Here is a 26206-nt window from a genome sequence, read left to right on the forward strand (position 1 = left end):
TCTACTTAATCCAGCCTTTGTTCTGGAACTCGCAGTTTCGCCAGCCATCCTCGATGCGGATATATGTGTCCTTTATCTTCTTGGCAAGCCAGGTGTCGAGAATCTCCTGACGGCGCGAGCTTTCATACATGTTCTTGATGAGTTGGAAGTCGTCGGAAATGTTGGCCTTGTGACCGGGGATGCGTTCGGTGAGCTTCACCATCGCAACCACCTCATGGTTGGTTTTGGGGTCGGTCATGATGAAAGGCTCCGAGATGTCGCCGGGTTCCATACCGTCGACACGTTTGGCCACTTCCTGAGGAAGTTCCGCCATCTGGAAGCGGGTCGAGCCGGTGTTGTCGTTGACCATGCGGCCCTTGTTGTTGCGGGTGTTCTTGTCCTGCGAGAGGAATGTCACCGCCTCCTCAAACGTGAATTTGCCGTCTGAGATGTCGTGGCGGAGTGAATCCATGCGGTTGATGGCCTCGGTCAAGTCCTTTTCGGCGACTTTCGGCTTGAGAAGGATGTGGCGCACATTGATACGGTCGCCTCGCTTCTCGATGAGCTGGATGATATGGAAACCATATTCGGTCTCGACGATTTTCGAAACCTTTTTGGGGTCGTTGAGGTTGAAGGCCACGGCTGAGAATTCAGGCACGAACTCACCGCGTCCGCTGAAACCGAGCTCACCGCCACGCTGGGCGCTGCCGGGGTCCTCGGAGTAGAGGATGGCGAGGGTCGAGAAGAGGCTCTCACCCTTGTTGACCTGCTCGGTGAAGTTGCGCAGACGGGCCTTGACATCCTCGATTGCCTCACGCGGGACAGCGGGAGCCACGGTAAGAATCTGAGTCTCGACCTGAAGGGGTACCCAGGGCACACTGTCGGTCGGGATTTTCTCGAAGAAACGGCGCACGTCGGCGGGCGTCGACTTGATATTTTTTGTCAGGTTGCGCTGCACCTCCTGGACTCGTGCGCGGTTGCGCACCATCTCGCGGAGTGATTCGCGCATGGCGGGAAGCGATTTGTTGAAATACTGCTCCACCTTCTCCTTTGAACCGAGGTTGAGGATATAGTTGTTGAGAGTTGCCTCCACTTGGCTGAACACCATAGCGTCGGGGATTTCTACGGTGTCCATGTCGGCCTGATGGAGATAGAGTTTCTCGATTGCAAGCTGTTCGGGAATAACGCAGTAAGGGTCACCGGCGATGGGGACGCGCTCATAGAGCATATTCTGGTAAGCTTCCTCGATTTCAGACTTCCATATAGGTTGGTCGCCGACCACCCAGGCCACCTCTTCGGCAACATTATCGGTTCCGGCTGACACATAGACAGCTCCTGAGAGAAGGAGCACGCCAAGCAATATGATTGATTTGATTTTCACGCGCTTAACTAATGATAAATGTGAGAATTGCGAATATCAGCCCCAAAGTTACTAAAAATTCTCCCAACCCCGCTAAAATCAATGCGATTTAAAGAAAATTTCACACTCAGGTGTCAAACATTGCGAAAAAAGAGCATCCCAAAGGACGCTCTTTCCGACCGGGGACTCCCCAGCTCTAAAATCGTTGCTCTCGCGGTAACAGCCACTACCGATGCGATACGGTGGAGATTAGTGTCGCGAAAGGAATAAATCAGTAATGCGTATTTTCTCCACATTTCCGCCTGTACGCCTGATGTATATGCCGGGGCTTGTGGGTGAGGATATGCGTCTCCCTTCAAGTGTAAACCATTCGATAGGCTCAATCACTGTGGTGTCGATTACTGCTTCAATCCCGGAGGCGTCATATAGAGGATTTCCGACAGTCATGCCTCCGAGACAGAAATAGGCAGCGGTGTTGATACCAAAACTTGGATTGACGTCGCTGGAGTCCATGGTGAAGAAGATGCCCGACACTTTTCCCAAGGAAGTGAGGTCTATACGCTCCCATCCGGTTGACATCTCCGGCACATATTCCTGCGGTGAAAGCTGTCGCATCTCCACGAATTGGTGTGTGACGGATTTGCCGTTGGCCACGCCATTATCACCGAGACCATGTATGGTGAGACTGAAAAAATCCTTCTCTTCGGTGAATGCCCGGGCAAAACCATCGCCATCGAGTATGCCATAGTAGGGCCATGGGTGAATGTTGATATAGATTTCCTCCACAGTGAATGTGGCGTTCTCTTCTTTGCCGACAAAATCGATGCGGTTGCAGGCTCTGTCGCCGCTCCAATAGCCCACGGCGTAGGAACAGGATACGTCCCCAAGACCGTCTTCAGCCAGACAGTAGCCGCTTTCGGTCAATCTTACACCACCGCCGGCCATGCTGCCCCATTGGTGTGACACCCATCCGTCAGAATTACCCGGTGCGCCATAATTGTTGTTGTCGCCATTGCGCGATATGGTGAAACCGTCCCAATAGCTCATGCCACCGATATCCTCGCCTCCAAAGCCTGTGTTACAGTGCGAAAGACGGAATTTCAGTTCATTGCCGAAATAGATTGCCCGGTAGTCGGAGGAGGCATCATAAGTGCGGTCCCAAATATCATTGTCGTTGTAATTGATTTCTGTGGCGGGTTGGGAGAAATCAAGATAAAAATACTTTGGGGACGCAGCAGTCGCCGCGCCGGCCCAAAGTATTGACAAAAAAGAAATATATTTGAACATTACAAGTTAGGGGAGATTATCTCTTGAGTAGCTTCTGGCTGGTATTGCCGATGCGGACGATGTACATTCCTGCGTTCAGGTGTCCGAGAGAAATATGGTTGACACCAGCCTCAACTGCTCCGTTGAGAACCCGGACGCCGCTCAGGTTGTAGATGTCGATAGCTCCATCGATAGCTGAATTGATAGTGAGTACATCATCGCCGGGGTTGAGGTGCATTGACAGAATAGCTTCGTCGGCGGTGACAGCAGAAATGCCGGATGTGCCGGAGACTTTAACCAGACAAGTAGCCTTATAGGGAGAATACAAGCCTTCTGCCTGAGCTGTAATGGTGGCCTCGCCTTCACCTACAGCAGTCACCATGCCATTGTCATCAACAGTGACGACTGACTCGTCAGAAGATGTCCATACAGTAGGATAGCTGCATTCGGCCGGACTCACGGCGGCTGTGAGCTGATAAGATTTGCCCTTTTCAGCATCAAGCTCTGTCAGGTCAAGTTTCACACTGTCGGCACAACGCATCCAGCGCACAACAGTCGAAATCTTCAGGCGGCCATCAGTTGACCGGGCGGTCACAACTGATTCTCCGGGGAGGTTGTCAAGATTCCAGAACAGTCCGCAATAGTTGCTGTCATATTCTGCGTAGCCCTTCTTGCCGAGTGTCACCATGTCCGGATTTTCCGAGGTAAGGTGGACGGTCTTGTCGGTTGCATCATCAGGCTTGACGGTGACACTGAGATAGTTCCGGTTGCCCCAATTACCCCAGCTTATATTCATTTTGTTTACAAGGTCGCCGGTATGACCGAACTCAATGCTCTCCACAGGCACATAACCCTCGACAGCCTGAATCTCAACGTCGCAGGTGAGCAGCGGTGTGCGTGCGTTTTCGGAGTCCTGTGCAGTTGCATCGGAATAGAGATAGGCCACGGTTTTGCCGGGCTTGTTGGGACAGATTGCCCAGACATCATTGACCATTGCGAAATCGGGATTCTCAATTTCCCAATGAATATTTTCGCCATAAACCTGCTTGAGCACCGCCTCGCGGACAGGAATCACACTCTTGCCCATCGATGTGACTACGGAAAGACGCTCAACCTTGTCAAAGGGAGTCACCTTTGCGCTCTGCGAAGCGAGCGAACCGTATTCTGCGCTTGTGATACCGGCATTGAAGTTGGGATTCATACCCTGTTTGTAGTCAATCTGGCGGTGTGCGCCGGGGCTTGAGCCGAAACCTTCGGGATCGAGACAGCCATTGGTGATTTCAACCTTGTCTGTTGCATCCATAGGTACGGTAAGAGTGAAGGACTGTGCAATCTGGTTGCCGGCGAAATCGTACTGTCCACTGCCAAGCAAAGTTCCGGCCAAGGTTGAGATACCGTTGTAGCGGACATGGCAGTTGCTGTTGTAGATACCTGCGAGCTTGCCTGCGACATGGAAGAGGCCGTCGAACTTAAATGTGATTTCATCACCGGGAAGCACAAGACCGTCGGCACGAGGTGTCACCATCTCGCAGGTCATGGGTTTTGCTGAAACTACTTGGAAGTTTGACGCGCCGTTGGCACCGGTGGTGCGCACTATGTTGCGTCCGAAGGTGAGGAGGACAGTCACAGAACCATCGGCATTAACGGTGACATTCTCGCCGGAGAACGCCTTGGGATAGCTGACGGTGTTCTTTTCAGTGTCAACGAGAGGGTTGGCCACAGTCACGGTACTTCCCTCGGCGGGTGTGAAAGTGAGCTTGTAGCCCGGTTCGGTGCTCATGTAATAGAGTATGTCGTGTTCGGCATCGAGGGGCTTGTTAGCTTTGTATGATAGGTGAATATTGTCGGCCGGTGCTTTGCTTTCGTCAGCATCGACGGTGACAACGAATGTTCCCATATTCTCCGCCCAGAGTTTGCTCCAGAGGCCACCGTCCATAGCATTCAGGCGGATGGCGTCGTAATCCACCTGCACGATGGCAGTGCCGGGGGCCACTGCTGTGAGCACGCCCTTATTGTCAACCTTCACGACGCTTTGATCGGGCTTGAAGTCGGTGTTGAGGACTGTCCAGTGATAGTCGGGCTCAATGAAATAGTTGCTTGTGGAGTTGTTGGTGAGCTGCCATGTGCGCACATTCACAATCTGGTAGTCGTCACCCTTCTTAAGGCGCAGGAGATGACGCTGGTTGATGTTGAGGAAAATATCGGAGTATTTGGTGCCGTTGCCCTCTTTGGCTGATACTTCGTGGAAGAAATAGTCGGGTTTCTGAGAGGTCAGCATCTCCTCAGTGACGTTAATTTCAGGTGTCTTGTCAGTGGTGAAAAGGTTGGCGCAGGTGATGGACCCTTCGCGACTCACACGGTAGTTGTATGAGCGGCTATCCTTTCCTACGTTATAAATTTTTGTAGTTATACCGTTTTCGGTGGATACGGAGTCAGGTTCGATGAGGTCAAATGGTATGTAGTGGGTCTCATTCTTCTTCAGATACACATGGCCGTCGGCTGTGGAAGGATAGGTGAAAACGATACTGATAGCCTCGGGCATTCTCGTCATGCTTTTGGCATTGACCGAGTTGGTTAGAGTCGCGTTCCATTCCACAGGGATAAGATCAGGGTGTTTCTCCTTTACGGGATTTATGGTGGCGGTAGTAGTGTAGTCCTGAAATCCGAGCACATAGTATCCGCTTGGCTTCAGGTCCATTCTATCCTCGTTTGTTGTGTTGGTGTAGCGAGGAGCTGAAGTAAACTTCACTTCCTTACCTTCGGTGTCGAAGAGTTTGATGTCGTCGATGGTGAAATCCACACCGCCGCGCATACTGACGCTTTTGTTGTTCTCGTCTTTGTATGACTGGCTTAGGTAATAATATCCCATTCCGAGAGTGACCATGTAGTGGTAGTCACCGTAGGTCTCGGCGTGCTTTAATTCGAATCCCTCCTCCGGCTTTACATCGAACTCAAAGGTGATGATAGAGTCGTTCCGGTCATTCGGGTGTGCGCCACAAAAAGTGAAGGTTCCCGGTGTGAGGTCGAGGATCTTGCTGTCCGAAAAGGATTCAATCTCGAAGTCTATCTTTTTTCCGGTGTTATTCTCTATGAGATAACAGCCTTGACTCACCGATCCGAAGAGGACTTTTGTCGCCGAGACCGGTACTCCGGTGAGTCCGCCGACGACCAACGCAAGAATTGCACCTTTAATCAATTGATTTAGTTTCATAATAATATATTTGGTTATCAGTCATATATTAGTATGAAGCTTTAGCGAAAATGTAAGTGTTTGCGGCACATTCCTGTAGGGGGTCACGGGCACAGGAATTGACATCCGGCAGCTTGTATCGCGAAGCTTCGGAAGAAGATCATGCTACGGTGTGTCGCCGCAACATTCGATAGCAGGTCTTCTGACTTATCTCCGCAATTCTTCACGCCTTCCCGGCTCAGAAGCCCGACACTCACTTATCGTGTTCAGGCATCCGGACTGCCAGTGACATAATGTGAAGAAAACACCGCTTCATGGTAGCTATTAAACGGATGGAGAAATACAGCAGCGCGTCTGTCGGGGATTCTCACCCCGTTCCCTTAAACCATCAGTGTGCTGACTTCGGTTCAAGAGCATGGTTTCTAATGCTCTACTCTATCTGATCTTTTATCTTCGGGTGCAAAAGTAGTCATATTTTCTCAACAAATATGATTTACAGCCAAAAAATTTTCCCACACTCTATTTTTTTTTACAAACGGGTTTTCGTATCATTCTGCTTCCTTACCACGACCGATGTTCACGGGGTAATTTGGGCATTTTACACTTAGAGAGCGTTTAGCATTTGTTTTTAAACACCCTCTTATAAATTGACTGCCTTTTATAATTTTTATGGCAAAAAATGTGGCTATCTGCGGGAATTTTGCTACTTTCGCTTGTTAATTATGTAAGATTCTCCGCTAAAGGTGTTTCTTGGTTGCCTTTGGAGCAACCGTAAACTACATTTTCATCAGTTTTCAACTATTTTTCAACCGTTTTTGAAGCTCCACGATGGAACATATCAAGGTAAAAATCATCAACGACTCTTCCAATTCTCTTCCCGCCTACGAGACCCATTCAGCCGCAGGGATGGATGTGCGTGCCAAACTTGACTCACCCGTAACACTCGGACCGCTCGAACGTGCCCTTATTCCCACCGGTCTGCGCATCCAGCTTCCGCAAGGCTACGAATGTCAGGTGCGTCCGCGTTCCGGACTTGCGCTCAAACATGGTATCTCGCTGGTCAACACTCCCGGAACTGTCGATGCCGACTATCGCGGAGAAATCGGAATTATTGTCATCAATCTCTCAAACGAACCCTACACAATCACCAACGGCGAACGCATTGCCCAGCTTGTCATAAAGGAATATGTCCATGTGACCTGGGAAGAGGTGAAGCGCATCGACGAAACCGAGCGCGGCGACGGGGCTTTCGGCCACACGGGTGTCAATTGAGAGCCTTCACACACACATAGCCAAATGAAACAACTTCCCATCCTCATCCTGACCATCCTCACCCTTGGTGCGCTCTCGGTGATGGCCAAGAGCCGTCCGCAGACCACCTCGCAGGAGGATGTCAGAAAAGCCGACTATATCTATCTCGAAGCCTTGCGTGCGAAATCGCAGGGGCGGAACGACGCGGCCTATTCTCTCCTGCAGAGGGCGCGTGAGCTGAATGCCGACGACAAGGACATCGGTGTAGAGCTTTCGCTCTATCTGCTGCGCCTGTCGCAGAACGATTCGACTTTACTTGACGATGCGATGGTCATGCTCCGCGACTACAACGAGGCGAATCCCTCGGACCTCTACAACGGTAGCCGTTATGCGCTGCTCAACGAGCAATTGCTCAACCGCGACGAGGCTGTCAGGACATGGGGGCGTCTGCATACCTATTATCCCGACCATCTCGAAATCACCTACCGCTATGCCAATGCGCTCGGTATGGGTGGCAGTGAGGAGGACCGCGACCGTGCGATTGCCGTCTATGACTCTGTCGAGATTGCCGAAGGGAAGAGCATTCCACTGACCACAAAAAAAATACAGCTCTACTTCACCCGTCAGGACACGACTTCAATCCTTGCGGAAGCTGACCGCCTGCGCGAGTCATCACCCAAGAATGTGGAATTTCAGGTGTTCTCGGGCGACATTTATTCAATGTTCGGCCGCACGGACGAAGCAAAGGCTTTCTATGATGCCGCCTGCGAGACCGACCCGTCGAGTGGCCTGGCCTACTATTCACGCGCGCAGTTCTACAATTCACTCGGCGACAGCGCTGCCTTCAACCGCGAGGTGTTTCAGGCGCTTCAGCAAAAGAGTCTCGACGTTGAAACGAAGCTTGCAATCCTCCGAAGCTATATTCAGGAGATGTACAACGACTCCACGCAGCTTCCGCGCGTAGGGCAGCTTTTCGATGTGCTCATTGACCAGCACCCCCACGAGCATGACATCCATGCTCTCTATGCCCGTTATCTTATCGTCACCAAGGACTACGCGAAGGCTGCCGAGCAGACCGAACGTTCGCTCGACCTTGATCCTGCCGATCAGGAGGGATGGGAGATGCTGACCTCGCTCTATCTTCAGGAAGAGCAGCTTGAAAAAGCCAAGGCAGCCATCAAGCGTTCGTTCCGCTACTACCCGGAGGACGGACGGCAATACCTTGTGCTCGGTTCAATCTATGACCAGATGGGCGAACGCGAGAAGGCTCCTCAGGAGTATGCCCGCGCGCTTGAACTCATCGACTCGACCGACATCAAGACAATTTCACGCATCTACGGCGCGATGGGCGATAACCTATATGCCCGAGAGCTTGCCGACAGTGCCTTCACCCTCTATCAGAAAGCGATTCTCTACGACCCGGAGAACTATATGGCCCTCAACAACTGCGCGTACTATCTCGCCTGTGAGGGGCGCGATCTCGACACCGCCCTCTCGATGATAGAGACCGCGACGGCGGCAGAGCCTGAGAACGCCACTTCGCTCGACACATACGCATGGGTGCTTTTCAAGCGTAAGGACTATGCCAAGGCGCGTGAGGTAATCGACCGCACACTGGAGCTGACCGACGAGCGTTCGGAAGAGATTCTCGAACATGCCGGCGACATCTACTTCATGGACGGAGAGCCCGACGAGGCCGTCGAGCTGTGGAAAGAAGCCCTCGAACTCGCCCCCGACAATAAACTTCTTGAAAAGAAAGTCAAACACAAGACATATTTCTTCAAATGACAAATATCCTTAAAAAGCAATTAACCCTCCGCAATATATATGCAATTCTCCTCATCACCGTGCTCTCGTTTCTGACGGTGGGCTGCCACTCTTCACGTTCGGGAGTCGTCAGCGGTGGTAACTATCAGGGCTCTTCCGCTGAGGCTCTCAGCAAGCAGACCTTGAAAGAACTCTTCACCAACCTTGAGGCCGGCTACGGCGAATGGGAGAGTGTCAAGATGCCCGTGACCCTCAATCTCATCAGCCCGAAGAGCATGAGCATAGGTGGAACACTCACGATGGAGCGCGACAAGTCAATCCATCTTTCCTTCCGTTTCATCGGTATGGAGGTGGCCTCCATGATGGTGACGGAGGACAGCATCTATGCTCTCTACAAGCTTGAGAAACTCTACTTCGCCGAGAGCATCAGCGATCTCCTCGGAGGTTTTCCTGCAACAGTCGGCAATGTCCAGGACCTGCTGCTCGGCCGTCCGTTCATGCTTGGCGAAAACAGGATTTCCCTTTCGCAATGTACGCTCAGCGGCAACGGTGCCACATGGACCATCGCCCCTGACCGCAATCCGATGGGCATGAGCTATGACTTCACCGTCGATACCCCCACCGGTAATGTCGAACTCCTGACGGTCAATCTCCCTTCACGCTCCCCCATCATCGCCGACTATTCCGACTTCGCCTCCTCGGCCACCGGACCGATGGCCGGGCTGACTGCCATATCGGCAAAGAAGGGCAACACCCGCATCGCTGCCGAAATCTCGCTCAATGCCCGCAAGGCTGAGTGGGGCAAGGGTCTCGGCAAGACATGGTCGGCACCGCGAGGCTACAAGCGTGTACTTGCTGCCGACATACTGAAAAAACTCAACAAAAAGTAAGCTGATTTCATTTCCGCAGCTCATTCAATCATTCACCACTACCAAAAAATATTCATTACTTTTATGCCGCAGTGCTTTGTGAAATGGAGCCGATGTGTGGCCGTCATTCTGACGGTCATCCTTCTTGCAGCCTCTCCTGTCGACGCACAGGTGCGCAAGAAGAAGACTCGCACTCCCCAACGCACCACCCAGCGCGCCAACACCCGCTCGACACGGACTGCCAAGCGCACGATGGAAAGCGTCAAGAAGGACAAGAATACCACCGAACGGAAAATCTCCGAAACGGCCACAAAACTACAGACGAACAAAAAGGAGCTGAACCGTCAGCTCAACAAACTCAATTCCCTCAATGCCGACATAGCCACGAGCCGTTCGGAAGCAGAGGGACTGCGTCGCCACATTGATTCGATCGGTTCGGCCATCAATGCTACAGCCGACTCCATAAAGGTGCTTGAAACTGAACTGGAGGATATGCGCAAGGCCTACATCAAGGCCATGCGCGGATTGCAGCCCCACGGGACAGCCGCAAGCGACCTGTCGTTTATCTTTTCATCTGAAAGTTTTTCGGAAGCCTACAGCCGCATCCGTTATCTCCGCCGCTTCTCGTCGTGGCGTGAGCGAAAGGTGGAGCGCATCGAAAGCACCATCGACCGCATAGCTGAGCGCCGTTCCCATCTCACGGCCCTGCGCCACAGTCAGGATCAGGCCTACCGCAAGGCAGAGGCCAACCGCCGCACACTCGCCAAGCAGCAGGAGGAATCGGAGCAGATGGTCACACAGTTGCGCAAGGAGGATTCAGCCCTGCGGCAGTCGCTCAAAGAGCAGAAAAAGAAAGCTGCAGCCCTTGACCGTGAACTCGACAGGCTAATCGCTGCAGAGCAGGCGAGGATAGCCCGCGAGGAAGCTGCCCGCAAGAAGGCCGCTGCCGAAAAAGCTGCGAAGGAGAAAGCTGCCAAAGAGAAAGCGGCTAAAGAAAAGACCTCTCCGGTCACGGCCTCCAAGGAGACTGAGAAGGAAACTGTCGACGACAAGCCTTCGGCCAAGGAGGTAGCCTCGTCCACAGCCAAGACAAAGACTGCCGCATCGACGAGCGCTTCGGCCCTCACCGGTTCGTTTGCGGCCAACAAGGGTAAACTTCTCTTCCCCGTCGCGGGAAAATATAAAATCGTGCGCCGTTTCGGCCGTCAGCCCCATCCGACACTCCGCCATGTCGAGACCGAAAACTCCGGTATCGACATCGAAGTCTCCTCCGGCAGCTCGGCCCGTGCCGTTTTTGCAGGAACCGTATCTGCGATTTTCAAGCAGGACGGTTTCAACTCCATCGTCATGATCCGTCACGGCAACTACATCACCATCTATGCCGGATTGGCGGGTGTGAATGTCCGTCAGGGTGATGTCGTCAAGGCCGGACAGAGTCTTGGGAAAATCTATTCGGATCCCGACGATGGCAACCGTACCATACTCCACTTTGAAATCCGTAACGAACGCCAGAAGCTTAATCCGACCCAATGGGTACGCTAAAGAAACCTTCCGGCGATAAAAACGGTTATATTATAAGTGGAACAAATTGATATATATTATTTATGAAAACATTTGAAGAACTCGGCGTTAACGAGCCTCTGCGAAAGGCAGTCGAAGAACTTGGTTTTGAATCCCCGATGCCCGTGCAGGAACGCGTTATCCCCCGCTTGCTCGGCGACGCTCACGATATTATCGCCCTTGCCCAGACAGGTACGGGAAAGACGGCCGCTTTCGGCCTCCCCGTGTTGCAGCGTATCAACCCCGACATCAACAAGCCCCAGGCCCTTATCCTTTCACCGACGCGTGAACTTTGTCTGCAAATCGGCAGCGACCTTGCGGATTTCTCGAAATACATCCCTGCGGTGAAGGTGCTCCCCGTCTACGGCGGTTCGAGTATCGAGAGCCAGATTCGCGCGCTCAAGAAGGGCGTGCAGATCATAGTTGCAACTCCGGGCCGACTCATCGACCTCATCAAGCGCGGGGTCGTGAAACTCGACGACGTGCATACAGTGGTGCTCGACGAGGCTGACGAGATGCTCAACATGGGCTTCCTCGATTCGCTTGAGGAAATCCTTTCCTACGTCCCCGAAGAGCGCAAGATGCTCCTTTTCTCGGCAACAATGCCTGCCGACATCATGAAGATTGCAAAGCGCTACATGAAGGATTACGAGGAAATCGTTGTCGGTACCCGCAACGAAGGTGCGCAGAATGTCCGCCACATATATTATATGGTGAACGCCCGCGACAAGTATCTTGCATTGAAGCGTATCGTTGACAATTCGCCAAATATCTATGCAATCGTGTTCTGCCGCACCCGACGCGACACTCAGGAGGTAGCCGACAGTCTTATCCGTGACGGCTACAATGCCGAGGCGCTCCACGGCGACCTTTCGCAGCAGCAGCGCGACATTGTGATGAAGAAATTCCGCGACCGCGTGGTGACTATCCTTGTTGCTACCGACGTTGCAGCCCGTGGACTTGATGTGGATGACCTCACCCATGTCATCAACTACGGTCTGCCCGACGATACCGCTGTCTATACCCACCGTTCAGGCCGTACCGGTCGTGCCGGTAAGTCAGGTGTGTCCATCGCCATTATCCACTCCCGCGAGAAAGGCAAACTCCGCGAGATCGAGCGCATCATCGGCAAGACTTTCGAGCGCAAGGATGTCCCGACTCCGGAACATATCATCGAAAAGCAGCTCTACAATCTGGCTGACCGTCTCGAACGTGTCAAGGTCAACGAGGAGGAAATCGCCCGCTATCTGCCCGGCATCTCCCGCAAGCTCGAATGGCTCTCGGAGGAGGATTTGCTCAAACGCGTGATTTCACTCGAATTCAACCGTCTTCTCGACTACTACAAGGATGCTCCCAACATCGACTTCATTGACACCAAGCCTACCAAGGCCGAGCGCAAGGGCCGTAAGGGTGAGCAGCATGAACGTCCGAAGAACGACAAGGAGAAGGATCGCCGCACGGCAGAGCGTGGATTTGAGCGCGTCTACATCAACGTTGGCAAGCGCGACGGCTTCTTTGCCGGCAACCTGATTGATATGCTCAACAAGCTCATCCCCGGCAAGCGTGTGGATGTGGGCCGTATCGACCTCCTGCCCGGCTATTCGCTCTTTGATGTGAAGAAGTCCGATGCCCGCAAGGTTGTGGGTGCCCTCACCGGTTCGGAGTTCTACGGCAAGCGCATCCACAGTGAAATTGCCGATGCCGACCGTGACTATTCGAAGATTGCCGAAAAGCGTAAGAATAATAAAAAGAAGTAGGGGAGAGGGGGTAAGCGTCAGGAATGACCGGCATTGGATTTTTCCGGGCTGATTTTTTTGACGCAGGCTCCCTAAACCTTTCTCCGGGATCGGAGTCCAACTATTGACGCTCCCCTCTGCTAACACCATTTATAAATGAAAAAGCAACTTTTGTCACTAACCCTTGTGCTTGGCGCGATCGGTGCCTTCGCACAGACCACTGCCGCCGACCTCTTCACGTCGGCTCCGCAAAGTGTGTTTCCTCTCCTTGACCGCACCACACGCCTCGACATGGTGGACTACTACAGGAACGGCATGACCAATCCGTCGGCCAATCAGCTCGACGGTCGCTCATCGATTACCGAAATGACCCCCGAATCCATCACTGTCAAGATGACCGATTCGTCGGCCATGCAGCTTGTCGACCTCAAGGGGACGAAAGGCGATATTATTGCGGTGATAAGCACTGTGGCCACTCCCGGTCTTGACTCAAATATCAAGTTTTTTGATGCCAACTGGAATCCTATCCCTACGGAATCATATTTCACGAAGCCGGGTTGGAAGGAATGGCTGACCGACAGCGGACGGAAAAATGAGGCTGATGTGACTATGCAGGTGCCATTCATGCTTGCATCCTATCGCATCGACCCCGCAACCTCCACCCTGACCCTCACCAACAACCTCTCCCGCTTCCTCGACAAAGAAATCTACGACGACATCTCCTCCTATCTCAACCCAACCCTCACCTACACCTGGACCGGCAAAGAATTCAAGGCGAAGTAAAGGGGTGAAGGAGGGAATAGAATCAAGATTTAGGGAGGATTAATAGGTCTAATAAGTCAAATAGGGCTAATAAGGCTAATAAGCCTAATAGGTCCAATAAGCCTAATAGAAGAAATCTCAAACAGGATTGAAAGCTGCTTATCATAAGCGACCTTCAATCCTGTTTGAGATTTTAATTATTAACTCTATTGCCCTTATTGGGCTTATTGCCCTTATTGGGCTTATTGGACTTATTAGCCTATTTGGCTTATTAGCCCTATTTGGCTTATTAGCCCTATTTGGCTTATTAGCCTTATTAGGCTTATTAGCCCTATTAGCCTTATTGGGCCTATTTGACTTATTAGCTCTATCAGCCTTAAGCCCTATCAGCCTTCTTATCCTCCGTTTCTTTTTCGGTATTCCAGTCTTGCGTGGGTCATTTGTTCACGGATGCCCCCATCTTGAAGAAATTGCTGCTGCACCTTCTCGATGAGTTTCCTTAGCATTACATCTTCTTGATGGATAAGTGTAATCGCTATGTTGGCAATAGTTTCCGGACTCCTGACCTGAATAGCCTCACGATAGAAGGAAGATTCATTACGGGCATAACAGATTTGGCGTGTCCGTATACTGCGCATGTCCGATGAAGGCCATTGCAACAGTCCTCTAACGCGGAGGAAATCCTCATAATCAACCAATAGCTCTTGAAAGCTGGCTCGTGCAACATTGAGCAGTTTTATTTCGCTCTCACGCGATGATGTCGATGCCGCGCTCCCTTCGGCAATATTCTGCTTACCCGAACGGGCAGCCTGTATCATCTGGTCGACCGTACGGTCACCTTTTGACAAGAATTTATTTGCAAAGAAGAACGTAATGTCGTAAATACACTCCGCTTTCTGATAAGCAATCAGATTGCGGTAATTGCCACGCTGAGGAAGAAATGGTTGAGGCATGAGATGAAGATGGTATTAGGTTTGTGAAATTGGTGAATTAAAATTTAATAGGGGGTGACCTAATAAGACAGATTTGATAGGTCTAATAGGTCTAATAGGCCTAATAGTCTGATAAGTCTAATAAGTCTAATAGGCCAAATAGGCCTAATAAGTTCAATATGATTCTCAGTTTTGCTGGTCTATTGAACTTATTAGACCTATTGGCCCTATTAGCCTTATTAGTCTTATTAGCCCTATTTGGCTTATTTGGCTTATTCGACTATCGGATTAATTAGTCCAAGTGAGGTTCCAGATGGCGGTGCGGTCTTTGTTGCTTGATGAATTGGAGGGCCCTTCATTGATGATTTCAATTACGAAATCACCGCTGATGTTGAATGCATGGGAATACTCATACTTCACTAATTTTGACAGCCCTGTCTTTTCAAGCACATCAGTTGCGACTACCGCTCCATTCTGCTTGATATTGATAGTCAACTTGCACTGATTATCTGAGTACGGCAGACAGTAGTCAAACGATAATGTTCCGAGGCCTCCGGTAAGGGTGGGAGATGTCAGGCTTCCGTGGGCAGAAGATTTGCCGTTGAGACAGACGGCATAGTTTGAAGCATCACCAAATACTGTGAATACTGGATTGCCGTCAGCGGCTCCTCCTTGCAGGAGAAGTGCGGAAGTTGCCTGCCATCCGTTGGCAGATGTGAGTGCTCCGTAGGGGCTCGATGCTGCTACTCCTCCGTTCATGGTATTGAAATCAGCACTGTTACCACCGACCGGAGTATCGGGTGTATCCGGACCGGGTGTGGTCCCGCCTTCACCTGAAAGTTCGAAATCGGTTGGTGCTTTGATGCCGGGAAGTTTGAAGTAGGCGGTGAGCTGACCTTCAATCTTAAGGAGTTTGCCAAGATTGTCTGGATTGTCGACAAGGTTAATTTTTGTACGGGCATCAGTTCCATATACAAGCTGTACGGGCATACACTTTTTATAATCCTTTTCTGAAGCTGAGGCAGCAATCAGAATATTTGATGCGTTGGATGCGGGTACTTCGAAATGGCTTCCGGCTGATATGTCGGCGCCTTCAACCCAACCGACGATATAACCCTGAACCCATGATGTAGAGCCGGGGTTGTTCAGTGCGATAGCGGATGTAACACTGTAGGGGGAAGTCTTTGTTCCATCGCCTTCCGAGGGACCGGGAACATCAGGTGTGGTTCCGCCTTCACCTGAAAGTTCGAAATCGGTCGGCGCTTTGATGCCGGGAAGTTTGAAGTAGGCGGTGAGCTGACCTTCAATCTTGAGGAGTTTGCCAAGATTGCCGGCATTGTCGACAAGGTTGATTTTAGTGCGGGCATCGGTTCCATAGACAAGCTGGATAGGCATACACTTGGTATAGTCGGTCTCATTGGGTGAGGCTGCTATAAGTACATTTGCCGCGTTGGTTGCGGGAACTGAGAAATGGCTTCCGGTCGAAATGTCGGCGCCTTCAACCCAACCTACAATATATCCTTCAACCCATGCGGTGGAACCGGGGTTGTTCAACGCGATAGCCTGGGTGACTGTGTAGGGGCTTTCTTTTGTGCCGTCGCCTTGGCCGGGGGTAGGTTCGTCGCCGCCGGGAACTTCAACGCCGTCGATGCGGAATGAGGTTGCAGCGCCGTTGTTGCCGGTTATAGCGGGCATTTCGAGCGATGTGCCGAAGTTGCCGAGGAGCCAGATCTGTTTCTTGTAGTTGGCGGGGTTATCGACAAGGTTGCCATACTGGCGGAGCTTGCTGCCCTGCGGGAGAGTGATGACCATACACTTGGTCCAGTCCTTGCATTCCGCTTCCTGAGCGAATACGAGGGTATTGTCAAGGTCGGGTTCGGAGCTGAACTGAATGTCGTCGTTCGAGCTGACGGCCTGAACACCGGGAGCAACTGCACCTACGATATAGCCGGTGGTCCACACGTTGGAGGCTGTGCCGCCACCGCTGATGATTGAGATTGCCTGGTCGACGGTGTAGGGGTTCTCTTCAGCGCCCGGACCGATGGTCGGGTTGCCGAAATTCATGCAACCTTTGCGGTCGAGCAGGAGCAACTGCCAGCCACCGCTTGAGTGATAGCTGAGAAGGCCGACCACGTCACCATGACCTTCCGGGAGCACATCGGCATAGAAGTTCGAATAGCCGCTGGTGCGGACAACGATGGTTCCGCCGTCCGAGAGAGTGAGTGTGCGGTTGACAGTCTCCTTGCTTGCTGCAAAAGTCTCCTTGCCTCCGTCGGCGAAGTAGCAATTGTTGAATCTCACAAGTTGGCTCTGCCATTTGCGGAGCACCTCCGGACCTCCCGACAGTTCGGTGAGGGAATTGACGGTTATGGTGTCGACCTCGGCAAGATTCGGAATTCCGTTGAGCTGGGTGTGTTCGACGAAAAGTTCGTAGGGCATGAATGTGGTCTGCTGTCCGTAGGAGGGTGAATCCTCCGGAGAGCCGAGCTGCTGCAGACCGGCATACTTGCCGATTGTCATGCCGGTGAGGTCAATGACGAGTTCCTGGCCACGACGATACTGGTTGTTCATCGAGTTGGCATTGATACTCATCGCGAGAGCGCCTGTCTCGTCCTGGATGACGAGCGATTTGTAGATATTGCCTGAGGCATCCGATGAAATCACACGGCCCTTCACGAGAAGTCGTTTCCCATCCTCGGCTTCTCCGATGGTCTTGTAATAATTGTCGGCATCCTCCCAATACTGGGTCTTGATTTCGTTGATGGTCTTGACCTCATAGTTTTCAGTGTCGCCGAGCCATGTTGAATCGGGGTCTGTCATCGCAGGGGCATCAAAATCGTCCTGACAGGCTGTCAGAGTCAGTGCGCCGGCAAACAGGAGGCTTATATATGTCTTGAAATTTCTCATAATTCTTGATTTTTAATCCGATTATTCACTAATCTTAAGATTCTTGACTTCCCAGGTGTCGGCACCTTCGGCTGACGAACCGTATTTCACACCGACCCGGATTTTCTTTCCGGCGTAGGCCGAAAGGTCGATGCTGCCTGACGATGCGAAGCTCCAGCTTCCGGGTTCGGGCCATGAGGGAATCGTAAGTTCGGTCCACGATGATGCGCCTTCCTCACGGACCACTGCGCAACAGAGTGTGCGGAGTGTGGTCTGGAATTTAGCTGCATGGTCGAAGCTCATTTTTGCGCTCTTTTTGGAAGTGAGGTCTATGACGGGTGAATAGGCGTAGGCAGTTGAGGCGTATGCCTTGCCGCCGACGTAGGCGCTTGCGTTCAGATAATGCTTGCCGCTGTATTCTTTCCATGACCAGATGGCTTCCACACCTTCAACGCTGTTTCCTTCGTAGGTCCAGTCAACCGAAGCGGCATCTTCAGCGAGGGCTGAGTAGATGATTTCTCCGGTCGAGGGGGTGTCGGGATTCTCCGGGGTTTCGGGAGAGCTTACAAACTCGAAACCGTCTATGCAGCCGCTCTGCGGATCCATGAAAGTGAGCTGCCATTTGTTGTTGTAGAACCCGAGAATCGCAACAGCGGTTCCGGTGCCTTTCGGCAGCACTTCCGACGAGAAGGTGCATTTGTTGCTTGTGCGCACTTCGATTGAATTGCCGGCAGCATCCTTGAGATAGCGTGTGGATGTTCCGGTCTCACCCGGTTTGTCGGTCCAGAGAAGTGTTCCTCCTCCTTCGAAGCTGACATTTTCTATCTTGACGAGCTGGCATTGCCATGCGATGAGTTTTGCCTTATCGTTTGTCCAGCCTGCGAGGTCGGTGAGTGTCACAGCGTAAGGCTCGGCATCAGTAAGCGAGGGGAGACCGTTGCGCTGTGCGCGCACCTTGAATTCCTCGGGTTCCATTCCTCCGACACCGTTGTTGTAGAGCACACCGAGCTGCATCTGCTTGCCGTAGCTGCCGACGAGGAGACCGGTGACGTTGATGCGCACTTCCTGGCCCATCGGATAGCTTTCGTAGAGGTCATAGCCGTGGACACGGATGTCGAGCGCACCGGTTTCGTCGCGGAAATAGATGTGCTGGTAGACGTTGCCATCCTCGTCCGATGAAATGACGCGGCCGCCGAGGATGATGCTGTCGCCATTCTCGTTGACAGGAATAGTCTTGTAAGACGAATTGGACTGGGTGACTTCCCAGAACATTTCCTTGAATTCAGAGATTGCTGTGTTCACCTCGTAGGTTGCTTCGGGGACAATCACCGGCGGGCGGTCAAAGTCGTTGTCGCAGCTTACCATCGCGGCTGAGATTGCCGCAAGCGCGAGGCATGATGCATATTTATGTAGTTTCATTGCGATTCTGATATATTATATATGTGTATTCGGGTTATTTTTGGTCAGAGTATCAGAAGCGGATGCCCACGTTGAGGTAAACCTTGATGCCCTGCGCATAGAAATACTTGTTGGGATACTTGGTGGAATCGTAGTTCGAGTAGTCGAAACGTCCCTGCTGATAGCCGTAGGTCTGGATTTTCTTGTTGTTGAGGATGTTGTCGACATTGAGGTTGATGTTCATCGAAATCTTGCGGTTGAGATAGATGAGCTTGCCGATGGATGCGTTCAGCACGAATGCGTCGTTGAGCTTGTCCTGGGTTGCGAGTTCATCCATCTTGGCTTCGAGTTCGTCCATCGAGGGATATTTCTCCCAGAGGTTGGGAAGAGCCTCGTGGTGGATCGGGGAGAGGTTGACGTAGGCGTCGCCCATCCACGATGCGTTCACGTTGAAGAACCATGATTTGGGGGCGGCCCAGTCGATACCGACGTTGACAGCCGTCTGCGGAGTACCGCCGACATAGAAGTTCTTCAGATATACAACCTGTGTGGTGTCGGGGCGCATACCGTTTTCGTAGGAGCGGGTGCCCTTCGGACGGTTCTTGTACTGATACTGTGCGAAGGTGGCGGCTGCGCTTACGGTGACGGAGGGTGTCACCTTGAAGGCTGCACCGATTTCAATACCTTTGTAGCGGGTGTGGACACCTTTGAGCACATAGTTCATGAATGTCGAATACTGGTCGTCGTAGTAGGATGTACGCTCAGTCTGGTCATACATCTCTGTCCAGAAACCGGTGATGGCACCACGGAAACGGCGGTAGTTCCATGCGTATGAAAGGTCGGCCGAAAGGATGCGTTCGGGTTTGAGGTCGGAAATAGCGGTATCCTTGATACGGGGTGAGATGTAGGAATATTCGAAGAGGGGAGCGACAGTCTCATAGCCTGCATGGGCAGTGATGAAGTTGCGTCCGTCAATCTTGTAGGTGGCACCGGCCTTGAGGGCACCTGTGTCGAAGCGGTGGGTGGCACCCTTGCCGTAAGAATTCTTGGGCGCGCGGCCGTTCATCATCTTGCCGTCGCGGTAGAATTGGGTGTAGCCGATCTTAAGACCGTAGTTGATGTCCCACTGGGGAAGGGCGATGACGTTCTGGATCCATGCGTTGCCGTGGATGGCGTTGATGTAGTAGTCATAGCCGAAGGTGTCGTCCTTGCCCACCTTGCGGTTGGGGTCGAGGAGGTTGTTCTGCATCATCGAGGGATCACCGGGGAAGTCGCGTTCGCTGTACTGGTCGACATCAAGCCAGTATTCGCCACCGAGGAGGTCGCGGATTGTCTTGAAGTAGTGGGCGCGGGTGTAGTTGAACGATACGCCTGCCTGAAGGGTCATGTAGTCGTTGAGGCGGTGGTTGAGGACCGAGTTGAGCATGAAGTTGATCTGATTGCTGTGGCGGTTCTCAAGAATGTAGCTTGACGAATGGTTGTCGGGGTTGCCTCCACGGCCATAAAGATTGTTGTAGTAGTTGGCCTGATAGAGATCGTCCCACTTTATCTGACGGAAATTCTCGTCGTGCTTCCAGAGGTCGGTGTAGAGCTCGGCGGCTTCGGTGTTGCCGGAAGCTGTGAAGTAGCTCGGGAGGTAGCGGTAGTAGTCCGGACGCGGGTCGGCTGCATTGTACCAGCTGAGGGCCGATGTAGAATAGTGGACAGCACGGAATGCCGCACCTGTGTTGAGTGTTGTTCCTTTCTTGGGATTCCAGAGCCAGTTGAGGACCGCTGTGGGGTCGAAGGTCTCGACGATTTTCGAAGAACGCTTCTTGCCGTCCTGCCAGCCCCAGTTGGGGTTGTAGAGATTGTTGTCGGCGAGAGAGTAGGCTTCCTCGTATGTGGCCGAGTTGGTTGCGCGCTGAGTCGGTGCGCCCCAGACAGTGAGGTTGAGTGAGTGGTGCTCGTTGAACACTTTTTCAAGCGATGCGAAGAGGCCGAATGAGTTGTAGAATGTGCCTTCGATCACACCTTCGTCGGCATAGCGTCCGATGGCCGATACGGTGAAGGCCCAGCCGTTTTTCTGAAGACCGGTTGAGTACATGGCCATTGCGCGGAGCATATAGTTGGAGTTGGTATATGCGACCGAACCGTTGAAGCCGGGAGCGTAGTGAGCGGCACGGGTGTTGATGTCGGTAGCACCGCCGATGTTTCCGAAGCCGAAGTTGGCAGCTCCGAGTCCGAGTGACGAGGTCTTGTCGCGGAAGGCGCGGCTCATGCCACCGAGGGTCGAATAGTTGAAGCGTCCGCGGGCAAGGTCGTTGAAGTTGATGCCGTTGATGTAGGTCTCGCTGTATTTCGAATCATAGCCGCGCACACGGAAGCGCATGGGCTGGAAATTATAGCTTGCAGAATTGTAGTAGACGTCGTCACTTGCGCCTGTGAGGGCTGCGATTGACTGCGCGTTGCCTTCCTCGTCTTCAAGGAGGGCCTGGTCGAAGAACATGTCGTTCTGTTCCTCATAATATGTGTTGTTGAGGTTTGAGGATAGCATCTTGATGTCGCCAAGATCTTTTACGGTGCCGTTGACTATGTCGACATCGAGCGAGAGGTCATTGTAACCGTATGCGACAATGACGAGCACATCGGCTCCCGGACGGGCGTTGGAGATTGAGAAATCGCCGGCAGGACCGGTTGTGACATAGATACCTTGGTTGTCGAGGATGACACTCGCACCCGCCACGGGTGATCCGGTGTTGGAGTCGACCACAGTACCGGCTACGCCTGTCGATTGTGCAAATGATGGCAACACGGCCGCCATGAGCAGTAGCAGAAACAGTTTTAGTCTCATAGATTCTGTTATGAAAAAAAGTATTTGATTGTAGGATTTGTATCTTGATGAAAGATGAATGGAATGGCCGCTCAGTCGATGAACCCTCTCAGCCGGAGATAGGTTTTGATGAGTTCGACGTTAGCTTCCATCGGGAGCAGGGAAGAGTCGATGGTAAGGTCATAGCTTTTGGCATCGCCCCATGTTTTGTCGGTGAAGAAATTGTAGTAGTCAGCGCGCCATTTGTTGGTTTTCCGGGCCATCGCCTCAGCTTTGACGGCATCTATGGCATCGTTGCGTCCGGTGATGCGTTTCACACATTCTTCCATCGGTGCATGGACGAAGATGTTGACACATCTCGGATGATGGCGCAGGATGTAGTCGGAGCTTCGGCCGACGACCACAAAGGATTTCTCCCGGGCGGTGTGCTGGAGGAATTCGCTGATGCTCTTGTAAAGACCGTCGTCGCTGATGGAGGATGCACCGGTGTAGTAACACATCGGTGTCACACCCATCGAGAAGCTGAACAGACCTTGGAGGAAGGTCGGGAAGCGTTCATCCTTTTTCTCAAAGAAATCAGGATTCACGCCTGCGTGTTTTGCCGACTCAACGAGGAGTTCCTTGTCATAGTATGCGATTCCGAGCGTTTCGGCGAGAGCCTTGGCGAGCACACGTCCGCCACTGCCGAACTGACGGCCTACTGTGATGACGAAAGGGGGACGCTCCCCGGGTGCGGGGAGGGTAGGGGTGTCTTCTGTTTTCATCGTCGGAGGCTTACTTTCTTACCTTGTGAAGAAATACGATTGTCGGGAAGTGGTCGGAATAGCCGTTGAGCCATGCGCCACCGGAATATGTGCGCTTCGGGTAGCCTTGACGCTGTCCTTCGGTGTCGAAGAGGAAGTCAAAGTTGTTGACCTTGCAGGAGCTGTATTGCAGCGGACCGTGGTTGTGTTTCAGAAGGGTTCCCGATACGATAATCTGGTCGAAGAGGTTCCACTGGCTCTTGTAGGCGAGTGTACCGATACCCTTGTCGAGCACACGCCACCAGGGGTTGAAGAAGCCGTGAGGCTCGACCTTGTCCTGATCTCGCTTCGCACCGAGGGCGACGGCACAGGATTTGTCCTGCGGGTCGTCGTTGAGGTCACCCATGACAATCACGCCCTGGTTGGGACGGATGGCCCAGAGGGAGTCGGCGATATGTTTCGAGAGTTCGCCAGCGGCTTCGCGGAGGTAGCTCGAACGCTCCTGTCCGCCCAGACGCGATGGCCAGTGGTTGACAATCACGCTGAGGGTGTCGCCTCCGAGGATACCGGTGACACACATCTGGTCGCGGGTGCGGAAATCAGGGTTTCCGGGAATCACGAGGGTGTGGTTGGTGACATCGAGCACCTTGAAGAGTCGGGGATTGTAGAGGAGACCGACATCCACGCCTCGGCGGTCGGGGGAATCATGGTGTACCACCTGCAGACGCCACTGGCGGATGTCCTTGGCGCGCACGAGGTCGTCGAGCACACCCTTGTTCTCGATTTCGGAGACACCGATGATGGCAGGACCCATCGGGGTGTTTTTGGTGACCATTTTTGAGATACAGTAAGCGAGATTGTTGATTTTACTCCAGTATTTCTCACTGTTCCATTGGCGGGCACCACCCGGGGAGAACTCCAGGTCATACTTGCCGTTGTTGTTGATGGTGTCAAAGAGGTTTTCAAGGTTGTAGAAAGCCACTCCGAACACAAGAGGCTGGCGGGGATCGGACTGGGCCGACACACCAAGCGCTGTCAGCAGCGCCAATAGCGGTAAAAGGAGTATCCTCTTCATGCGAAAAATTTGATGTTGAAAAATGAGAAGTTATTATAGACAAAACAGGTGTGTCGGACCGTCAGTGACGGAATGGCACACTTTCACGCTGTAAATGTAGTGAAAATTTTGATTATGTCACTATTTTTAACCGTTAAACTTTCAGCCTTTTACATGTTAAAAGTGAGGAACCTCAACCAAAAGGGGATATGAAAGTAAAATTTTGACAGTTTTGAGCCATATATGGTGGATTTTTGTTAACTTTGCACCTATATTATTATAAAATTGTCATCCGCGCATGATTTGCCCTCAATCCGCAGGCAAACATTGGAAAAAAAGGTACACACTCTAAAATATGGCAAAAGTTACAAAAGAAATGGCGCTGGACTATCACCGCTATCCGCGCCCCGGAAAAATTGAAGTAATTCCCACCAAACCCTATGCCACTCAGGCCGACCTCGCTCTCGCATATTCTCCCGGCGTGGCATATCCCTGTCTTGAAATCAAGGACAATCCCGATGATGTCTACAAATACACCGACAAGGGCAACCTCGTGGCTGTAATCTCCAACGGTACAGCTGTCCTCGGCCTCGGCAACATCGGCGCTCTCGCCGGCAAGCCCGTGATGGAAGGCAAGGGCCTGCTTTTCAAGATTTTCGCAGGTCTTGATTGCTTCGATATCGAAGTCGATGAGACCGACCCCGATAAGTTCATCGAAATTGTCAAGGCTCTCGGCCCGACATTCGGTGGCATCAACCTTGAGGACATCAAGGCTCCCGAATGTTTCAAAATCGAGGAGCGTCTGAAGGCTGAAATGAATATTCCTGTGATGCACGATGACCAGCACGGAACCGCCATCATCTCTGCTGCCGCGATGCTCAATGCGGTTGAGATTCAGGGCAAGAAAATCGAGGATGTGCGCCTCGTTGTCAACGGTGCCGGTGCTGCAGCCGTTTCATGTACGAAGCTCTATTGCGCCCTCGGTGTGAAGAAGGAAAACGTCGTGATGTGTGACAGCAAGGGAGTTATCTCGACAAGCCGTACAGACCTCAATCCCCAGAAGGCTCAGTTTGCAACATCGCGCCCCATCACCACTCTCGCTGAGGCGATGAAGGATGCCGACGTGTTCCTCGGCCTTTCGGTCAAGGATGTGGTGACTCCCGAGATGGTCAAGAGCATGGCTCCGAAACCCATCGTCTTCGCCCTCGCCAACCCTGACCCCGAAATCGCTTACGAGAAGGCGATTGCCGCCCGTCCCGACATCATCATGGGTACAGGCCGTTCGGACTATCCCAACCAGATTAACAATGTGCTCGGTTTCCCCTACATCTTCCGTGGCGCGCTCGACTGCGGTGCATCGGAAATCAACGAGACAATGAAGATATATGCTGTCCGCGCCATCGCTGAGCTTGCCAAGAAGCCGGTTCCTCCGGTGGTAAGCGCCGCCTACAACCGCTCGGACATCAAATTTGGACGTGACTACATCATCCCCACTCCCTTCGACCCCCGTCTGCTCACCTCGGTGTCGCCTGCAGTGGCCAAGGGTGCGATGGACAGCGGCGTGGCCCGTCGTCCCATCACCGACTGGGATGCATACGACGAGAAGCTCCGTCAGCTCAAGGGCAATGACCGCAAGTTTACCCGCCGCATCAACGAAGCAGCCCGTACCAACCCGAAGCGCGTCGTGTTCGGCGAAGCCAACACCGACAATATGCTCCGTGCGGCAGCAATCGCAGCGGCCGACGGTCTCTGCGTTCCTATCCTGCTCGGCAACGAGGAGATGATCGAGAAGCGCGCCCAGCGCCTCGGCCTCAACATCGAGGGTATCGAGATTGTCAACCTCCGTCACGACCGCGAGGCACCCCGCCGCGAACGCTATGCGGCCATGCTCTCCACCAAGCGTCAGCGTCAGGGCGAGAACTTCGAGAGCGCGCTCGACAAGATGTTTGACCGCAACTACTTCGGTATGATGATGGTAGAGACCGGTGATGCCGATGCTTTCATCGCCGGAACCCGTGCTGCCAACAATGCTGCCGCCGATATTGCCCGCGAGGTCATCGGTATGCGCAAGGGCTTCAATCATTTCGCAGCCATGCATGTCCTTGAGACCACGAAGGGAACCTACTTCCTCGCCGACACAATGGTCAACGGCGACATGGATGAGGATGCTCTTCTTGACATCGCCCGTCTTGCCAACGATTCGGTCAAGTTCTTTGCCCACGAGCCGGTCATGGCCCTCGTGTCGTACTCGAACTTCGGCTCGAACAAGGAGGAAGAGCCTTCAGTTGTCCACAATGTAGTCAGCCGTCTCCACAAGGATTATCCCGAAATGGTTGTGGATGGCGAGATGCAGGTCAACTATGCCCTCAACAAACCCGTGCGCGACAAGGTATATCCCTTCACCCGTCTTTACGGCAAAGAGGTCAACACCCTCGTGTTCCCCAACCTCAGCGCTGCAAACGCCGCCTATCGCATCATGCTCGAAATGGGTGTCGGTGAGTCTATCGGCCCGATCCAGATGGGTCTGAAGAAGCCTATCCACTTCATCAATGTGGATGCTGAAGTCCGCGATATCATCAACCTCATCGCTGTCGCCGGCCTCGACGCCGCCACAATGGACCACAAGTAAACTGTCCCATTA

Annotated in this window: 16 protein-coding genes and 1 riboswitch; of the genes, 7 read left to right on the forward strand and 9 right to left on the reverse strand. The window is 52.6% G+C overall.

Going from position 1 to position 26206, the window contains the following annotated elements:
* Nucleotide 1: 1 nt before the first annotated feature.
* The 3 genes from QZ310_RS01295 to QZ310_RS01305 all read right to left on the reverse strand — a co-directional run bounded on the left by QZ310_RS01295 (nt 2) and on the right by QZ310_RS01305 (nt 5816).
* The gene (locus QZ310_RS01295; RefSeq protein ID WP_297069554.1) at nt 2-1360 is read right to left on the reverse strand and encodes a peptidylprolyl isomerase; all 1359 of its coding nucleotides are present in this window, start codon (nt 1358-1360) and stop codon (nt 2-4) included.
* 228 nt (nt 1361-1588) lie between these two features.
* Nucleotides 1589-2605, reverse strand: coding sequence for a DUF4465 domain-containing protein (locus QZ310_RS01300; protein ID WP_297069555.1), 1017 nt, complete (start codon nt 2603-2605; stop codon nt 1589-1591).
* 37 nt (nt 2606-2642) lie between these two features.
* A complete protein-coding gene (locus QZ310_RS01305; protein WP_297069556.1) occupies nt 2643-5816 on the reverse strand; it encodes an Ig-like domain-containing protein in 3174 nt (1057 codons plus the stop codon).
* Between the two features lie 153 nt (nt 5817-5969).
* A riboswitch (cobalamin riboswitch) is annotated at nt 5970-6211 on the reverse strand.
* 421 nt (nt 6212-6632) lie between these two features.
* Between QZ310_RS01305 and dut the strand changes: the two genes are divergently transcribed.
* The 6 genes from dut to QZ310_RS01335 all read left to right on the forward strand — a co-directional run bounded on the left by dut (nt 6633) and on the right by QZ310_RS01335 (nt 13761).
* On the forward strand, nt 6633-7067 hold the full coding sequence (gene dut / locus QZ310_RS01310; protein ID WP_297069827.1) for a dUTP diphosphatase: 435 nt from the start codon (nt 6633-6635) through the stop codon (nt 7065-7067).
* 24 nt (nt 7068-7091) lie between these two features.
* Entirely contained in the window at nt 7092-8834 is a 1743-nt protein-coding gene (locus QZ310_RS01315; protein WP_297069557.1) for a tetratricopeptide repeat protein, read from the forward strand.
* Nucleotides 8831-9703, forward strand: coding sequence for a DUF4292 domain-containing protein (locus tag QZ310_RS01320; RefSeq protein ID WP_297069560.1), 873 nt, complete (start codon nt 8831-8833; stop codon nt 9701-9703). The genes QZ310_RS01315 and QZ310_RS01320 overlap by 4 nt, the downstream gene beginning before the upstream one ends.
* A 63-nt stretch (nt 9704-9766) precedes the next feature.
* Nucleotides 9767-11224, forward strand: coding sequence for a peptidoglycan DD-metalloendopeptidase family protein (locus QZ310_RS01325; RefSeq protein ID WP_297069561.1), 1458 nt, complete (start codon nt 9767-9769; stop codon nt 11222-11224).
* Between the two features lie 62 nt (nt 11225-11286).
* Entirely contained in the window at nt 11287-12999 is a 1713-nt protein-coding gene (locus QZ310_RS01330) for a DEAD/DEAH box helicase (RefSeq protein ID WP_297069563.1), read from the forward strand.
* Between the two features lie 135 nt (nt 13000-13134).
* Complete coding sequence (locus QZ310_RS01335) at nt 13135-13761, forward strand: DUF3256 family protein (protein ID WP_297069565.1); 627 nt, start codon at nt 13135-13137, stop codon at nt 13759-13761.
* 374 nt (nt 13762-14135) lie between these two features.
* Here the strand turns inward: QZ310_RS01335 and QZ310_RS01340 are convergent, their stop codons facing one another.
* From QZ310_RS01340 to QZ310_RS01365, 6 genes are all read right to left on the reverse strand, one after another.
* Nucleotides 14136-14693, reverse strand: coding sequence for a four helix bundle suffix domain-containing protein (locus QZ310_RS01340; RefSeq protein ID WP_297069568.1), 558 nt, complete (start codon nt 14691-14693; stop codon nt 14136-14138).
* 267 nt (nt 14694-14960) lie between these two features.
* Nucleotides 14961-17579, reverse strand: coding sequence for a DUF6359 domain-containing protein (locus QZ310_RS01345; RefSeq protein WP_297069570.1), 2619 nt, complete (start codon nt 17577-17579; stop codon nt 14961-14963).
* A gap of 21 nt (nt 17580-17600) precedes the next feature.
* The gene (locus QZ310_RS01350; protein WP_297069572.1) at nt 17601-18977 is read right to left on the reverse strand and encodes a DUF5689 domain-containing protein; all 1377 of its coding nucleotides are present in this window, start codon (nt 18975-18977) and stop codon (nt 17601-17603) included.
* A gap of 52 nt (nt 18978-19029) precedes the next feature.
* Nucleotides 19030-21789, reverse strand: a complete 2760-nt coding sequence (locus QZ310_RS01355) for a carboxypeptidase regulatory-like domain-containing protein (protein ID WP_297069574.1) — start codon at nt 21787-21789, stop codon at nt 19030-19032.
* A 71-nt stretch (nt 21790-21860) separates the two neighbouring features.
* Complete coding sequence (locus tag QZ310_RS01360; protein ID WP_297069576.1) at nt 21861-22532, reverse strand: AAA family ATPase; 672 nt, start codon at nt 22530-22532, stop codon at nt 21861-21863.
* 10 nt (nt 22533-22542) lie between these two features.
* On the reverse strand, nt 22543-23586 hold the full coding sequence (locus tag QZ310_RS01365) for an endonuclease/exonuclease/phosphatase family protein (RefSeq protein ID WP_297069578.1): 1044 nt from the start codon (nt 23584-23586) through the stop codon (nt 22543-22545).
* Between the two features lie 334 nt (nt 23587-23920).
* Here QZ310_RS01365 and QZ310_RS01370 point away from each other — a divergent pair, with 334 nt between their 5' ends.
* A complete protein-coding gene (locus tag QZ310_RS01370) occupies nt 23921-26194 on the forward strand; it encodes an NADP-dependent malic enzyme (RefSeq protein WP_297069580.1) in 2274 nt (757 codons plus the stop codon).
* Nucleotides 26195-26206: the final 12 nt, after the last annotated feature.

It is taken from the genome of uncultured Duncaniella sp. (assembly GCF_910577345.1).
GTDB lineage: Bacteria > Bacteroidota > Bacteroidia > Bacteroidales > Muribaculaceae > Duncaniella.